This is a genomic window from Rathayibacter sp. AY1F3, assembly GCF_002931975.1.
In the GTDB taxonomy this organism is placed as follows: Bacteria; Actinomycetota; Actinomycetes; order Actinomycetales; family Microbacteriaceae; genus Rathayibacter.
The window spans coordinates 1-13,772 of sequence record NZ_PSVF01000024.1 but is presented as its reverse complement, the minus strand read 5'-3'; the positions used below and the strand labels follow the sequence as shown (position 1 = coordinate 13,772).

Below are 13,772 nucleotides of genomic sequence, written 5' to 3'. Positions count from 1 at the left end.
GAGCGGAGGTGCGCGGTGGGGCTGCCCGAGGTGTGCGTCGTCTACGTCCTCCGCGACGGCCCGCGGGGTGCGGAGGTGCTCCTCGGCCGGAAGCGCAGGGGCCTCGGCGAGGGCCGCGTGGTCGCCCCCGGTGGCAAGCTCGAGCCCGGGGAGTCGCCCGTCGACGCGGCCGTCCGCGAGCTGGAGGAGGAGGCGGGGCTGGTCGCCCTCCCGGCCGACCTGGAGCCGCGCGGCGTGCTCGACTACTCCTTCCCCCACCGGGCGGCGTGGAGCCAGCGCTCGCACGTCTTCCTCTGCCGCCGGGTCGCCGGCGAGGTCACCGAGTCGAGCGAGCTCGCCGCCGCGTTCGTCCCGGTCGACGAGGTGCCGTTCGACCGCATGTGGGACGACGCCCGCCTGTGGCTGCCGGACGTGCTGCGCGGCGGCCCGCCCGTCCGCCTCCGCGTCGAGTTCGGGGCCGACCTCGCGAGCGTGACCTCCTGGGGCCCGGGAACGGGGCCCGCAGCGGGGTCGTGACCATCTGCACGAGCACCCGGCGGAGCGCGCTCCGGCCGGGCCGGTCCCGCCGTGGGACAGGGGTCCGCCGCGCCTGCCGCCGCGGGGCCATCCGCTAGGCTTCCGCTCGGCCGGGGCCCCGCCCATGGCGTCTCTGGACACCACGAAAGGGAAAGAATGACCAGCACGACGGTGATCGAATGGCGTGAGCAGGCTCCTGCCGAGGCAGTGGACGCGCTCGCCGCTCCCGGTGGACTGGTCGTCTGCGCGACCAAGGTCGGCTACATCCTGATGACGACCGACGGTGCGGGCCTCGAGCGCAAGTTCTCGGCCAAGCAGCGCAACCGCAACAAGCCCGGCGTCGTGCTCTGCTCCAGCATCGAGCAGCTCGTCGAGCTCGCGGAGCTCAACGACGAGGTCCTCGCCTTCTACCGGAAGCACTGGGACCAGGACGTCCTGCTCGGCTGCATCCTCCCGTGGAAGGCCGAGGCGGTCGAGCTCATCGACGAGGACGCCCGCGAGCTGGTCCGCGACGGACGCGGCACGAGCTGCTTCGTCATCCGCTTCGGCCGCCCCGCCGAGCAGCTGGTCGCCACCCTGTGGGAGCGCGACCGCACCCTCACCTTCGCCAGCTCGGCCAACCCCTCGGGCGTGGGCAACCGCGGCCGGGTCGCGAACATCGGCGAGCGGATCGAGAACGAGGCGGACGTCATCGTCTCGGCCGACTCGTACGTCTCCTCCATCCAGCCGGACAAGGACGAGGACTCCCGCCACGAGCAGGGCGTCATGGTCTCGATGGTGGACGCCTCGGGCGCCCTCATCCCCGTGCAGGGCAGCGAGCGCTCGATCACCCCGGGCCCCGTGCTGATCCGCCGCGGCCTCGACTACGAGCGCATCATGCTGAACCTCGCCGAGCAGTTCAACTCCTGGGACTACCGCCAGGGCGAGTACTACTGATCCGCTAGCGGATCGCGACGACGGCCGGGCCGGGGCTCGCCCCCGACCCGGCCGTCGTCGTCCCCGGCGTCAGAGCTCGAGCACGTCGCCGGGCTCGAGCGCGTGGTACTCCCCGCCCCCCTCGCGCACGGCCCAGCCGAGCCGGTCGTGGCCGAGCGCGCGTCCCGCCTCCGAGAGGACCTGCTCGTGGGTCGCGAAGGCGTGCCGCGGCGCGATCTCGAGCACGTAGTCCATCGCCTCGGCGATCTTCATCCACGGCGCGCCCGACGGGGCCGCGAGGACCTCGACGTCGACGCCCTCGGGGACGGTGAAGGAGTCGCCGGCGTAGTAGACGCGGCCGTCGACGAGGACGCCGACGTTGTCGATGACCGGGATGCTCCGGTGGATCACCGCGTGGCGGGCGCCGAAGAAGCGCAGCTCGAACGGGCCGACCGTCACCACGTCGCCGTCGGCGACCGTCTCGACGTCGAAGCCCTCGGCGGCGGCGGCGACCCCGGCCGGGCCGAGGATCCGCAGCGACGGGGCCGCGTCGCGCAGGCGCTGCAGCTGCTCCGGGGTCCAGTGGTCGGCGTGCTCGTGGGTGAGCACCACGGCGACGGTGTCGGCCGTCCCCTCGACGGGCCGGGTGAAGGACCCCGGATCGATCACCAGCCGGGCGCCGTCCTCCTCGATCAGGACGGCGGCGTGCTCGAGTTTCGTCAGTCTCATGCCCCGAGCCAACCGCCTCGGCGGGCGGCGGGCAAGGCCGGGGCCGAGCGGAGACCGGATGGGCCGGGCGCTCGATTTGCGTCGATGCGGATCCGTGTGCAACACTCTTCGAGTTGCAAAAACGCGGCCCCATCGTTTAGCGGCCTAGGACGTCGCCCTCTCACGGCGGTAACGCGGGTTCAAATCCCGCTGGGGTCACCACGGCAACACGAGAAGAACCCCCGGTCTGACCGGGGGTTCTTCTCGTTTAACACCCGGGTGCTCGCCACGCGGCACCCGCTCGACGCATCGCGCCGATCGCCTCGTTCCCGCTCCGCCTCCTCGGGGCCGCATCCCGCCGGATCGGCGCTAGGATCGCATCCGCGAAGGGGAGTATCCCGCCTTTCCGCTCCCGTCAGTACGCACCGCCCCTGCGCGGTGCCGGGGGCGGGACGGGTGACGCGGACCGGCACGGCCGTCCGCTCCCCGGGGAGAGACTTTCGGCCCCCACCCACTCGGAAGGCCCTCATGCTCGATCTGCCCGTCTGGTTCGTGATCGGCTCGTTCGTCGTCCTGAGCCTGATCCTCGCCGCCGACCTGCTGCTGGTCTACAAGCGCCCGCACGTGCCGAGCCTGAAGGAGTCCGGCCTCTGGGTCGGCTTCTACGTCACGCTCGCGCTGATCTTCGCGCTGGCGATGCTGATCCTCGGCGGCGGCGAGCTCGCGGGCCAGTTCGTCGCGGGCTGGCTGACCGAGTACAGCCTCTCGATCGACAACCTGTTCGTCTTCGTCATCATCATGGGCCGCTTCGCGGTGCCGGCGAAGCTGCAGCAGGAGGTGCTGATGGTGGGCATCATCATCGCGCTGGTCTTCCGCGGGATCTTCATCCTCCTCGGCGCGCAGCTCATCGAGAGCTTCAGCTGGATCTTCTACCTGTTCGGCGCGTTCCTGGTCTACACGGCGTGGAACCAGGCGTTCGGCAAGGAGGACGAGGACGAGGGCACCGACAACCTGCTCATCCGCCTCCTGCGCAAGCGCGTGAGGATCTCGGACGAGTTCGACGGCTCGAAGATCCGCACGGTCAAGAACGGCACGAGGTTCTTCACCCCGATGCTGATCGTCTTCCTGGCGATCGGCTCGACCGACCTGCTCTTCGCGCTCGACTCGATCCCCGCGATCTTCGGCATCACGGAGAGCCCGTTCATCGTCTTCACCGCGAACGTCTTCGCCCTGATGGGGCTCCGCCAGCTCTACTTCCTGCTCGGCGGCCTCATCGACAAGCTCGAGTACCTCAAGTACGGCATCGCGTTCATCCTCGCCTTCATCGGCGTGAAGCTCGTCCTGCACGCCCTGCACGAGAACGACCTGCCCTTCATCAACGGCGGCGAGCCCGTGCCGGTGTGGGACATCGACACGATCACCTCGCTGGTGGTCATCGTCCTGAGCATGACCGTCGCGACGCTCGCGAGCCTGGCGAAGATGCGCCGCGAGCACCGCCACATCGAGATGCACGACGGGCACCCCGAGGTCGTCTCGGACGACGCCCGCTCGGCCGCCGAGGAGAAGTGACCCCGCGATGACGACCACCACCGTCGACCTGCCCCAGGGGGCGCTGCGGCTCGCCGTCAGCAGCAGCACCGACGTCGGAGCCGTCCGCCGGGTCAACGAGGACTCCCTCCTCGCCGACGAGCTGCTGCTCGCGGTCGCCGACGGGATGGGCGGGCACGCCCGCGGCGACCTCGCGAGCGCCGCGGCGGTCGGTGCTCTGCACGAGAACCGGCCGACGGCGCTCGGACCGGTCGACGCGGTGTTCGACCTGGTCGAGGGCGCCAACACGGCGGTGCGCGCGCTGGACGTGGGCGGTGCGCTCTGCGGTACGACGCTCACGGGGCTGATGCTCGTCCTGCCCGAGCCCTCCGGGCCCGCCCGCTGGGCGCTCTTCAACGTCGGCGACTCCCGCGTCTACCGCTGGGACGGGACGGAGCTCGAGCAGCTGACCGTGGACCACTCGGCCGTGCAGGAGCTCGTCTCGGCGGGCCTGCTCACGCGGGAGTCCGCCGAGTCGCACCCGGACCGCAACATCGTCACCCGCGCCCTCGGCGCCGACGAGGAGGTCGAGACGGACGTCTGGACGCTGCCCGTCGTGCCGCGCGCCAGCTACCTGCTCTGCTCCGACGGGCTCACCAAGGAGCTCTCGGACGAGCGGATCGCGGCGCTGTTCGCGCGCCGCGACTCCGGCGACCCGGCCGACCTCGCCCAGGCGCTCGTGAGAGCGGCGGTCGACGCCGGTGGGCGGGACAACGTGACCGTGGTCGTCGTCGACGCGGTGCTCGACGCCCGCGCCTGAGCCCGTCGACCGCGCGCCGCCGGCTCCCGGGAGCGGGGGAGCGCGGTGCTATTCTCGGTCCATGCTGAGCGGCCCGCACCTCCTTCCGTGCCGCGACGAGACCTCGATCTGACGGCCTCCCTCGTCGCGGTGCCTCGCCCGGCCGAGCAGCGACTCCTGAAGGAGAAGGAACCGTCATGACCGAGAAGTCACCCGGCGCAGCCGCGCCCGCGTCGAGCGGAGCGGAATCCCGCTCGCTCGCGGACTCGATCCGCACCCCGAGGCCCCGCACCCTCGCCGAGAAGGTCTGGGACGACCACGTCGTCGTCAAGGGCGAGAACGGCGCTCCGGACCTCGTCTACATCGACCTCCACCTCCTCCACGAGGTGACGAGCCCCCAGCCGTTCGACGGGCTGCGCGCGGCCGGGCGCCCCCTCCGCCGCCCCGACCTCACCATCGCGACCGAGGACCACAACACGCCGACCCTGCAGATCGGCCGGCCCATCGAGGACCCGACCAGCCGGGCCCAGATCGACGCTCTGCGCCGGAACGCCGGCGAGTTCGGCGTCCGCCTGCACTCCCTCGGCGACGTGGAGCAGGGCATCGTGCACGTCGTCGGCCCGCAGCTCGGCCTGACGATGCCGGGGATCACCGTCGTCTGCGGCGACTCGCACACCTCGACGCACGGCGCGTTCGGCGCGATCGCCTTCGGCATCGGCACGAGCGAGGTCGAGCACGTGATGGCCACGCAGACGCTGCCGCTGCAGCCCTTCAAGACGATGGCGATCACCGTCGAGGGGACGCTGAAGGAGGGGGTCACGGCCAAGGACGTCATCCTCGCGGTCATCGCCCGCATCGGCACCGGCGGCGGCCAGGGCTACATCCTCGAGTACCGCGGCTCCGCGATCCGGGCGCTCTCGATGGAGGGCCGGATGACGATCTGCAACATGTCGATCGAGGCCGGGGCGCGCGCGGGCATGGTCGCGCCGGACGAGACGACGTTCGCCTACCTGCAGGGCCGTCCGCACGCCCCCGAGGGCGAGGACTGGGACGCCGCCGTCGCCTACTGGCGGACGCTGCCGAGCGACGAGGGCGCGGTGTTCGACGCCGAGGTCGTGATCGACGCCGACGCGCTCGAGCCGTTCGTCACCTGGGGCACCAACCCCGGCCAGGGCGTGTCGCTCTCGCAGTCCGTCCCCGACCCCGAGGCCATCGACGACCTGAACGAGCGCACCAGCGCCCTGCGCGCGCTGGAGTACATGGCGCTCGAGCCCGGGACGCCGATGAAGGAGATCCCGGTCGACGTCGTCTTCATGGGCTCCTGCACCAACTCCCGGATCGAGGACCTGCGGGCCTTCGCCGCGATCGTCGAGGGGCGCACCAAGGCGCCGGGCGTCCGCGTGATGGTCGTCCCCGGCTCCGCCCGCGTGCGGCTCGAGGCGGAGGCCGAGGGCATCGACCGGATCGTCACGGCGTTCGGGGCGGAGTGGCGCTTCGCCGGCTGCTCGATGTGCCTCGGCATGAACACGGACCAGCTGCTCGAGGGGGAGCGCGTCGCCTCCACCTCCAACCGCAACTTCGAGGGCCGTCAGGGCAAGGGGGCGAAGACCCACCTCGTCTCGCCGCTCGTCGCTGCCGCCACGGCCGTGCGCGGCACGCTCTCGAGCCCCTCCGACCTGGAGCCGGCGCGCGAGAGAGCAGGAGTCTGACCGTGCAGAAGTTCGAGACCGTCACCGCGATCGCCGCGCCCCTGAAGCGCGCCAACGTCGACACCGACCAGATCCTCCCCGGCGTCTACCTCCGCCGCATCACGAAGACCGGATTCGAGGACGCCCTGTTCCACGGCTGGCGCCAGGAGGAGGACTTCGTCCTCAACCAGGAGCGGTACCGCGGTGCGGGCATCCTCGTGGCCGGGCCGGACTTCGGCACGGGCTCCAGCCGCGAGCATGCCGTCTGGGCGCTGCGCGACTACGGCTTCCGGGTCGTGATCTCGCCCCGATTCGGCGACATCTTCCGCGGCAACGCCGGCAAGCAGGGACTCCTGGCCGCCGTCGTGTCCGAGGCCGACGTCGAGCGCCTGTGGGAGATCATCGAGAGCACCCCGGGAATAGAACCGACGGTGGATCTGGTTGCGCGTACGGTCACCGCCGGTGGCGAGGCCTTCGACTTCGAGATCGACGACTACACTCGATGGCGCCTGATCGAGGGCCTGGACGACATCGGCCTGACCCTGCGCGACGAAGCGCTCATTTCCGAATTCGAGACCCGCCGCGAGAGCTGGCGGCCCAAGACATTGCCGGTGAAATAGCGTGAACACACTTCTTCAGGACGCCAAGGCCCTCCAGGACGCCAAGGCCTCGGGAGCCCGCGTGGGGATGACGACGGAGCGGATCACCATCAAGGGCGGTCGGCCGCTGGTGGGGCGCATCGAGCTCAAGGGAGCGAAGAACCTCGTCACCAAGGCGATGGTCGCGGCGCTCCTCGGCGAGACCGCGTCCACCCTCCGCGACGTGCCCGACATCAGCGACGTCCGCGTCGTGAAGGGCCTCCTCGAGGTGCACGGCGTCAAGGTGAAGCAGGGCGCCGAGGTCGGCGAGCTGATCCTCGACCCCTCGAACGTCGAGTCCGCGCACTTCGCCGACATCGACGCGCACGCCGGCTCCAGCCGCATCCCGATCCTCTTCTGCGGCCCGCTCCTGCACCGCCTGGGCGAGGCGTTCATCCCCGACCTCGGCGGCTGCCGCATCGGCGACCGCCCGATCGACTACCACCTCGAGGTCCTCCGCAACTTCGGCGCGGTGATCGAGAAGCTGCCCTCCGGGATCCGGATGTCGGCTCCCGAGGGCCTGCACGGCGCCAAGGTGTCGCTGCCCTACCCGAGCGTCGGAGCGACCGAGCAGGTCCTCCTGACCGCGGTGCGCGCCTCCGGCATCACCGAGCTCTCGGGCGCGGCGATCGAGCCCGAGATCATGGACCTGATCAACATCCTGCAGAAGATGGGCGCCATCATCTCGGTCGACACCGACCGCGTGATCCGCATCGAGGGCGTGGACCGGCTCACCGGCTACTCCCACCGCGCGCTCTTCGACCGCAACGAGGCGGCCTCCTGGGCGGCCGCGGCCCTCGCGACCGACGGCGACATCTTCGTCGGCGGCGCCCGCCAGCAGGAGATGACCACCTTCCTCAACGTCTTCCGCAAGGTCGGCGGCGCGTTCGAGATCGCCGAGGACGGCATCCGCTTCTACCACCCGGGCGGCGAGCTCAAGCCGGTCATCATCGAGACCGACGTGCACCCCGGCTTCATGACGGACTGGCAGCAGCCGCTGGTCGTGGCGCTCACGAAGGCCAAGGGCGTCTCGATCGTGCACGAGACCGTCTACGAGCAGCGCTTCGGCTTCGTCGACGCGCTCGTCGAGATGGGCGCGACCATCCAGATCCACCGCGAGTGCCTCGGCGGGCAGGCCTGCCGCTTCGGGCAGCGCAACTTCATGCACTCGGCCGTGATCTCGGGACCCTCGAAGCTGCACGGCGCCGACATCGTCGTGCCGGATCTGCGCGGCGGCTTCTCGCACCTGATCGCGGCGCTCTCGGCCGAGGGCACCTCGACGGTCTCGAACGTCGGCATCATCAGCCGCGGCTACGAGAACTTCCTCACCAAGCTCGAGCTGCTGGGCGCCGACTTCTCGCTCGACGCGTAGCCGCCCACCGGGACCCCGGTGCCGAGGAGGACGACCGTCCTCAGCGGCCCGGGGTCCTGTCGCGTCCGGGCGCGCCCCACGCGGGCGGTTCCGCGGCCTCCTCCAGGCGTCCCCGGATCCGCTTCTCGAGGAGCGCGAGCGTCGTCTCCGGCGCGGGCCGGAGGCCCAGCGGTCCGGGCGACTCGACCAGGACCAGCGTCAGGCGTCCGCGCCGCGTCCCGGCCAGGACGACCTCGAGGGCCTCGCGCGGACGCAGGCCCACCAGCACCCACCGCCGCTCCAGCCGCGCGATCCGCGCCCAGGGCACGACGACGCCCCAGTCGCCGAAGGAGACGGTCAGTCCCCGGCGGCGCGGCACGACGACCGCGTAGGGCCGCAGCGTCGGCAGCGGGAACCGCGGCTCGACACGACGGAGGCCCGCTCCGAGCCGGCCGCGTCCGAGGACCGCGACGCCGCCGGTCGCCTCCGCCTCGACGTGGGCGAGTGGTGCCACCGCGACGCGCCAGAGGGCGTCGACCCCGCCGATCACGAGGGCGACGGCCGCCGAGCCGCCGACGAGGACCGCGAGCGTCAGCAGGAGGCCGTCGCCGAGCGCGGCCGCGTCGCGTCCGGCCTGCGTGGCGAGCAGCACGACTCCCCACACGATCAGGAGCACCAGGCCGGACAGCGCGATCGGCGAGTCGGCGAGGCGGCCGAGCGCTCGGCCGATGGCGTCCCACGGCGACGGGCGGCGACGCGGACGGGGCATGCCGGTACCGTACCGGCGGCCGGGCCGCTCCTCCCACCGCGGGGCACCGCTGCTCCCGGGCGTGGGGACGCGGCCCCTCCGATGCGGGATGCGAGGATGGGCGGGTGTCTGAGCGAAGCCGTCCGTCCATCTTCTGGTTCCTCGCGGCGGCGGTGATCCCCGTGATGACCGCCTCGGTCGACCTGCGGATCCGGAACGGCGACAAGATCCCGAGCACCGGAGCCTTCGTGTTCGCGCCGAACCACTACAGCGAGATCGACCCGATCATCACGGGCTGGACCCTGTGGCGCGCCGGCCGCGCACCGCGCTTCCTCGCCAAGGCCTCGCTGTTCTCGGTGCCCGTGCTCGGCTCGATCCTGCGCGGCTCCGGGCAGATCCCCGTCGAGCGCTCGGGCTCGGTCCGCGGCAGCGAGCCGCTGAAGACCGCCAAGGCTCTCGTGGACGAGGGCCGCTCGGTCATCATCTACCCCGAGGGCACCCTCACCCGCGACCCCGAGCTCTGGCCGATGCGCGGGAAGACGGGAGCGGTGAGGATGGCGCTGCAGTACGGCCTGCCCGTCGTCCCGGTCGCGCACTGGGGCGCGCAGCAGCTGATGGGCCGCTACTCCAAGCGGATCACCCTCTTCCGCCGCAAGCGCGTCGACGTGATCGTCGGCGACCCCGTCGACCTGTCCGCCTTCCGCGGACGCAGCCTCGACTCCGCCACACTCAACGAGGCCTCCGCGGTCGTGATGGCGGCGATCACCGCCCTGCTCGAGGAGCTGCGCGGCGAGGCGGCGCCCGAGAAGCGCTGGAACCCCTCCGAGCACAACCAGAAGGGCACGGGTCGCTTTGAGTCCGAGCAGTAGGAAGGCGCCCATCCCCGTGCCCCGCCGCGTCGCCGTCCTCGGCGCCGGCAGCTGGGGCACCACCTTCGCGAAGATCCTCGCCGACGGCGGCTCCGACGTCGTGATGTGGGCGCGCCGCGCCGAGCTGGCCCGCGAGATCACCGAGGCCAAGCGCAACAGCGACTACCTCCCCGGCATCAACCTCCCGCGCAACATCCGGGCCACGCCGCGCATCGAGGAGGCGCTGGAGGGCGCGGACCACGTCTACCTCTCCATCCCGTCGCAGTCGCTGCGGAGCAACCTCGAGGCGATCACGCCGTTCCTCACCGAGCGCACGGTGCTGGTGAGCCTGATGAAGGGCGTCGAGAAGGGCACCGGCCAGCGGATGAGCGAGGTGATCGCGCAGATGCTGCCGGTCTCTCCCGACCGGATCGCCGTCGCCTCCGGACCCAACCTCGCCCTCGAGATCGCCAAGGAGCAGCCGACCGCGGCGGTCATCGCCTCCGAGAGCCTCGTCACCGCGCAGGAGGTGGCCCTCGCGGCGACCAACCGCTACTTCCGCTCCTACGTCAACACCGACGTGATCGGCACCGAGTTCGGCGGCGTGCTGAAGAACCTCATCGCCGTGGCGATCGGCATCGTCGACGGCGTCGGCTACGGCGAGAACACGAAGGCGTCGATCATCACGCGCGGTCTCGCCGAGATGACCGACTTCGCGGTCGCGTACGGCGGACGGGCCGAGACGATGGCCGGACTCGCGGGGCTCGGCGACCTCATCGCGACGTCGAGCTCGTCCCTCTCGCGCAACAACACGGCCGGGCGCCTGCTCGGCCAGGGCTACAGCTTCACCGACGTGGTGAAGTCGATGCAGCAGACGGCGGAGGGGCTCGCCTCCGTCGCGCCGGTCCTCGAGCTGGCGCGCGCCAGGGGAGTCGACATGCCCATCGTCGAGCAGGTGTCGCAGGTGCTCGCCGGTACGCTCGATCCGAAGGACATCGCGCCGCACCTGACCACGGATTCGGACGAGCCACAGGGTGAGAGGAACCTCGATGACCAGCAAGCTCCGCGTGGCCGTTCTGTTCGGGGGGCGCTCCAGCGAGCACTCGATCAGCTGCGCAACGGCGGCCGGGGTGCTGCGGGCGATCGACCGTGACCGCTTCGAGGTGATCCCCGTCGGGATCACCTCCGACGGCGCCTTCGTGCTCGAGGAGGACCGTCCTGAGAAGTTCGCTCTCGACGCCGCGTCGCTGCCCCGCGTCGAGGACGACGGCTCCCGTGTGCGCTGGCCGGAGTCGGCCCTCTCGCGAGAGCTCACCGTGACGACCGAGGACGGCGCGACGCGCTCGCTCGGCGAGGTCGACGTGGTGCTGCCGATCCTGCACGGCCCGTGGGGCGAGGACGGCACCGTCCAGGGGATGCTCGAGCTCGTCGGGCTGCCCTACGTCGGCTCGGGCGTGCTCGCGTCGGCGCTCGGCATGGACAAGCACTTCACCAAGACGGTGCTGCAGGCCGCGGGCCTCGCGGTGGCGCCCTGGTACCTCGTGACCGAGGCGGAGTGGCGCGCCGACCCGGGCGACGCCTCCTCGGCCCTCGACGAGCTGGGCCTGCCCGCGTTCGTGAAGCCGGCGCGGGCCGGCTCCAGCGTGGGCGTCAGCCGGATCGACGAGCGCGAGCAGCTCGAGGCCGCGCTGGAGGAGGCGTTCGCGCACGACTCGCGGGTGCTGATCGAGTCGGGCATCGTCGGCCGCGAGGTCGAGATCGGCGTGCTCGGCGGCCGCCGCGGTGCTCCGGCCCGCGCCTCCGTCGCCGGCGAGGTGGTCGTCTCCGGCCGCGGCTTCTACGACTTCGAGGCGAAGTACCTCGGGGCGTCCGGCATCGAGCTGGTCTGCCCGGCCGACCTGACCGACGGCGAGCTCTCCGAGATGCGGTCCCTCGCGATCCGTGCCTTCGACGCGATCGGAGCCGAGGGCCTCGCCCGGGTCGACTTCTTCCTCACCGCCGACGGCTTCGTCGTCAACGAGATCAACACCATGCCCGGCTTCACGCCGGTCTCGATGTTCCCGCGCATGTGGGGCGCGAGCGGCGTGGACTACCCGGACCTGATCAGCGAGCTGCTCGACTCGGCGCTCGACCGCGTCCCGGTCGCCGCCCGATGACGCCGGCGCTCGCGCTCCGCGTCGAGGCGGGCGCGGCCGCGGCGCCCTTCGAGCAGATCCGCGAGCAGATCACCGCTCTGATCGCCGCGGGCGAGCTGCCGGTCGGCACGCGGCTGCCGCCGGTGCGCGCGCTGGCCGAGACGCTGGGCGTCGCCGCGGGGACAATCGCCCGCTCCTACCGGGAGCTGGAGTCGGCGGGCCTGGTCGAGACGCGCGGCCGGGCGGGCACGGTCGTCGCGGGAGGCGTGGACGCGCTGGAGCGCGAGCTGCAGGCCGCGGCCGCCGTGTTCGCGTCCCGCGCGCGCGAGCTGGGGGCGACCTCCGATGGTGCGCTCACCGCAGCGAGTCGAGCCCTCGGCGTCTGACCGCTGAGACTCAGCCGGTGGGCGTGTCCGTCGGATCGAGGGTGTCGGCATCCGAGACGTCGGTGCACTCGCGCGTCTGCGGGACGTAGGAGACGGCGTTCGCGAGGTCGAGCGCGGCGGAGGATCCGGACGCGCGGCTCTGGTCGACGGTGATCTCCACCGCGGGATCGCGACCGTAGGTGGTCAGCGTGTAGATGTCCTCGTCCTTCTGCGTCTCGTCGATGATCCAGTCGACTCCGCTGACGTTCACGCAGAGGTCCGTCGTCGGGCCGGGCACCTCGACTCCGCAGTGGAGGATGACGGCGGCCGGGGTGCCCCAGGCGGCGGTGCCCTGAGCGTTCGTCTCGCGCTCGGGCTGCTCCGCGACCACGTCGGGCAGGCGCACCGAGACCTCGGCGCAGCCGGTGCTCGTCGCATCGGCGGCGGGCTCGAGGGCGACGCTGGCCGAGCAGCCCGAGAGCAGCAGGACGGCGGCGGCGGCGAGGAGGGGGGAGCGGAGTCGGCGGGGGGACATCGCCGTCAACGCTAGCGTGTGAACCATGGCAGAGGATCGGAGTCCCACCCTGGCCGAGCTCAGCGAGGGCGAGGTGCTCGCGAGGGTGCTGGCCCGGCTCGGCGGCCGGGGCGCGGAGACCCTGGTCGGGCCCGGCGACGACTGCGCGGTGCTGCGGGCTCCCGACGGCCGCTTCGTGGTGACCACGGACATGATGGTGCACGGCCCCGACTTCCGGCTGGCCTGGTCGAGCCCGGCGGACCTGGGCTGGAAGGCGGCGGCCTCGAACCTCGCCGACGTCGCGGCGATGGGGGCCCGTCCCACCGGGCTCGTCGTCGCGCTCGCGGCGCCCCAGTCGCTGGGCGTCGACGTGCTGGAGGGGATCGCGGGCGGACTCGCCGCCGGCTGCGCCGCGATGGCGCCGGGATGCGGAGTCGTCGGGGGAGACCTGTCCGCCTCCGCGACACTGACGCTCTCGATCACGGCGTTCGGCTCGCTCGACGGACGACCGCCGGTGCTCCGCAGCGGTGCGAGGCCGGGGGACGTGCTCGCCGTGGCCGGCCCGCTGGGACGAGCGGGGCTCGGGCTGCGCCTGCTGTTCGAGCAGGCGCAGCGGGACGGGGAGCCGTCGGCCGACCTCGCCGACCGGCTCCGCGAGCGGCATCCGTCCCTCCTCGAGGCGCAGCTGCGCCCGACCGCGCCGATCTCCGCGGGCGAGGCCGCGGGCGGGACCGCCACTGCGATGATGGACGTCTCGGACGGCGTGGTGCTCGACGCCCGTCGGATGGCGCGTGCGAGCGGAGTGGCGATCGACCTCGATGCCGCGGCGGTCGATGAGCACGCGCGCGGGCTCACGGGAGTGGAGGGCGTGGACCTCGACCTGGCGAGGGCGCTGGTGCTGGGAGGCGGCGAGGACCACGCGATGCTCGCGTGCTTCCCGCCCGCCGCGGCGCTGCCGGAGGGCTTCGTCCCGCTCGGGGTCGTCCGCGAGGGGGGCCCGGAGGTGCGCCTGGGCGGGGT

Annotated in this window: 15 protein-coding genes and 1 tRNA gene; 13 read left to right on the top strand and 3 right to left on the bottom strand. The window is 72.2% G+C overall.

What is annotated here, in order from left to right:
* Window positions 1-15: 15 nt before the first annotated feature.
* Window positions 16-516: an 8-oxo-dGTP diphosphatase gene (locus C5C39_RS13400; RefSeq protein WP_181136387.1), complete on the top strand. Its 501-nt coding sequence runs from the start codon at window positions 16-18 to the stop codon at window positions 514-516.
* 156 nt (window positions 517-672) lie between these two features.
* Window positions 673-1,452: an L-threonylcarbamoyladenylate synthase gene (locus C5C39_RS13395; protein ID WP_104283457.1), complete on the top strand. Its 780-nt coding sequence runs from the start codon at window positions 673-675 to the stop codon at window positions 1,450-1,452.
* A gap of 69 nt (window positions 1,453-1,521) precedes the next feature.
* Here the strand turns inward: C5C39_RS13395 and C5C39_RS13390 are convergent, their stop codons facing one another.
* The gene (locus C5C39_RS13390; RefSeq protein ID WP_104249616.1) at window positions 1,522-2,160 is read right to left on the bottom strand and encodes an MBL fold metallo-hydrolase; all 639 of its coding nucleotides are present in this window, start codon (window positions 2,158-2,160) and stop codon (window positions 1,522-1,524) included.
* Window positions 2,161-2,285: 125 nt separating this feature from the next.
* Here C5C39_RS13390 and C5C39_RS13385 point away from each other — a divergent pair.
* From C5C39_RS13385 to murA, 6 genes are all read left to right on the top strand, one after another.
* Window positions 2,286-2,361, top strand: a tRNA-Glu gene (locus C5C39_RS13385).
* A 306-nt stretch (window positions 2,362-2,667) separates the two neighbouring features.
* Complete coding sequence (locus C5C39_RS13380; protein ID WP_104353596.1) at window positions 2,668-3,708, top strand: TerC family protein; 1,041 nt, start codon at window positions 2,668-2,670, stop codon at window positions 3,706-3,708.
* A 7-nt stretch (window positions 3,709-3,715) separates the two neighbouring features.
* Window positions 3,716-4,486 carry a PP2C family serine/threonine-protein phosphatase gene (locus C5C39_RS13375; RefSeq protein ID WP_104353595.1) on the top strand — a complete coding sequence of 257 codons (771 nt, stop codon included), beginning with the start codon at window positions 3,716-3,718 and terminating at the stop codon, window positions 4,484-4,486.
* A gap of 176 nt (window positions 4,487-4,662) precedes the next feature.
* Window positions 4,663-6,174, top strand: coding sequence for a 3-isopropylmalate dehydratase large subunit (leuC, locus tag C5C39_RS13370; protein WP_104353594.1), 1,512 nt, complete (start codon window positions 4,663-4,665; stop codon window positions 6,172-6,174).
* A 2-nt stretch (window positions 6,175-6,176) separates the two neighbouring features.
* Complete coding sequence (gene leuD, locus C5C39_RS13365) at window positions 6,177-6,773, top strand: 3-isopropylmalate dehydratase small subunit (RefSeq protein ID WP_104283461.1); 597 nt, start codon at window positions 6,177-6,179, stop codon at window positions 6,771-6,773.
* Window positions 6,774-6,840: 67 nt separating this feature from the next.
* Complete coding sequence (gene murA, locus C5C39_RS13360) at window positions 6,841-8,163, top strand: UDP-N-acetylglucosamine 1-carboxyvinyltransferase (protein ID WP_167299052.1); 1,323 nt, start codon at window positions 6,841-6,843, stop codon at window positions 8,161-8,163.
* Window positions 8,164-8,203: 40 nt separating this feature from the next.
* Here the strand turns inward: murA and C5C39_RS13355 are convergent, their stop codons facing one another.
* Window positions 8,204-8,911, bottom strand: coding sequence for a hypothetical protein (locus C5C39_RS13355; protein ID WP_104353593.1), 708 nt, complete (start codon window positions 8,909-8,911; stop codon window positions 8,204-8,206).
* 164 nt (window positions 8,912-9,075) lie between these two features.
* On the opposite strand from C5C39_RS13355, the gene C5C39_RS13350 reads away from it, so the two are divergent.
* Genes C5C39_RS13350 through C5C39_RS13335 form a run of 4 tightly spaced genes read left to right on the top strand, consistent with a single transcriptional unit; the run spans window position 9,076 to window position 12,259 of the window.
* Window positions 9,076-9,759, top strand: coding sequence for a 1-acyl-sn-glycerol-3-phosphate acyltransferase (locus C5C39_RS13350; RefSeq protein ID WP_104233803.1), 684 nt, complete (start codon window positions 9,076-9,078; stop codon window positions 9,757-9,759).
* Between the two features lie 16 nt (window positions 9,760-9,775).
* The gene (locus tag C5C39_RS13345; protein ID WP_181067828.1) at window positions 9,776-10,891 is read left to right on the top strand and encodes an NAD(P)H-dependent glycerol-3-phosphate dehydrogenase; all 1,116 of its coding nucleotides are present in this window, start codon (window positions 9,776-9,778) and stop codon (window positions 10,889-10,891) included.
* Complete coding sequence (locus tag C5C39_RS13340) at window positions 10,788-11,894, top strand: D-alanine--D-alanine ligase family protein (protein ID WP_104353592.1); 1,107 nt, start codon at window positions 10,788-10,790, stop codon at window positions 11,892-11,894. Before C5C39_RS13345 ends, C5C39_RS13340 begins: the two co-directional genes overlap by 104 nt.
* The gene (locus tag C5C39_RS13335; protein ID WP_104353591.1) at window positions 11,891-12,259 is read left to right on the top strand and encodes a GntR family transcriptional regulator; all 369 of its coding nucleotides are present in this window, start codon (window positions 11,891-11,893) and stop codon (window positions 12,257-12,259) included. The genes C5C39_RS13340 and C5C39_RS13335 overlap by 4 nt, the downstream gene beginning before the upstream one ends.
* A gap of 10 nt (window positions 12,260-12,269) precedes the next feature.
* Here C5C39_RS13335 and C5C39_RS13330 read toward each other — a convergent pair whose 3' ends face one another.
* Window positions 12,270-12,773, bottom strand: a complete 504-nt coding sequence (locus tag C5C39_RS13330; protein WP_104223096.1) for a DUF3515 family protein — start codon at window positions 12,771-12,773, stop codon at window positions 12,270-12,272.
* 25 nt (window positions 12,774-12,798) lie between these two features.
* Between C5C39_RS13330 and thiL the strand changes: the two genes are divergently transcribed.
* A partial coding sequence (thiL, locus tag C5C39_RS13325; protein ID WP_104353590.1) for a thiamine-phosphate kinase occupies window positions 12,799-13,772 on the top strand: 974 nt, incomplete at its 3' end.

Bases quoted from the DNA above. Each gene is read 5' to 3' on its own strand.
- C5C39_RS13375 (WP_104353595.1), top strand. From the start codon at position 3,716: ATGACGACCACCACCGTCGACCTGCCCCAGGGGGCGCTGCGGCTCGCC.
- murA (WP_167299052.1), top strand. From the start codon at position 6,841: ATGACGACGGAGCGGATCACCATCAAGGGCGGTCGGCCGCTGGTGGGG.
- leuC (WP_104353594.1), top strand. From the start codon at position 4,663: ATGACCGAGAAGTCACCCGGCGCAGCCGCGCCCGCGTCGAGCGGAGCG.
- C5C39_RS13380 (WP_104353596.1), top strand. From the start codon at position 2,668: ATGCTCGATCTGCCCGTCTGGTTCGTGATCGGCTCGTTCGTCGTCCTG.
- C5C39_RS13350 (WP_104233803.1), top strand. From the start codon at position 9,076: ATGACCGCCTCGGTCGACCTGCGGATCCGGAACGGCGACAAGATCCCG.
- C5C39_RS13340 (WP_104353592.1), top strand. From the start codon at position 10,788: ATGACCAGCAAGCTCCGCGTGGCCGTTCTGTTCGGGGGGCGCTCCAGC.
- C5C39_RS13355 (WP_104353593.1), bottom strand. From the start codon at position 8,911: ATGCCCCGTCCGCGTCGCCGCCCGTCGCCGTGGGACGCCATCGGCCGA.
- C5C39_RS13390 (WP_104249616.1), bottom strand. From the start codon at position 2,160: ATGAGACTGACGAAACTCGAGCACGCCGCCGTCCTGATCGAGGAGGAC.
- C5C39_RS13395 (WP_104283457.1), top strand. From the start codon at position 673: ATGACCAGCACGACGGTGATCGAATGGCGTGAGCAGGCTCCTGCCGAG.
- C5C39_RS13330 (WP_104223096.1), bottom strand. From the start codon at position 12,773: ATGTCCCCCCGCCGACTCCGCTCCCCCCTCCTCGCCGCCGCCGCCGTC.
- C5C39_RS13335 (WP_104353591.1), top strand. From the start codon at position 11,891: ATGACGCCGGCGCTCGCGCTCCGCGTCGAGGCGGGCGCGGCCGCGGCG.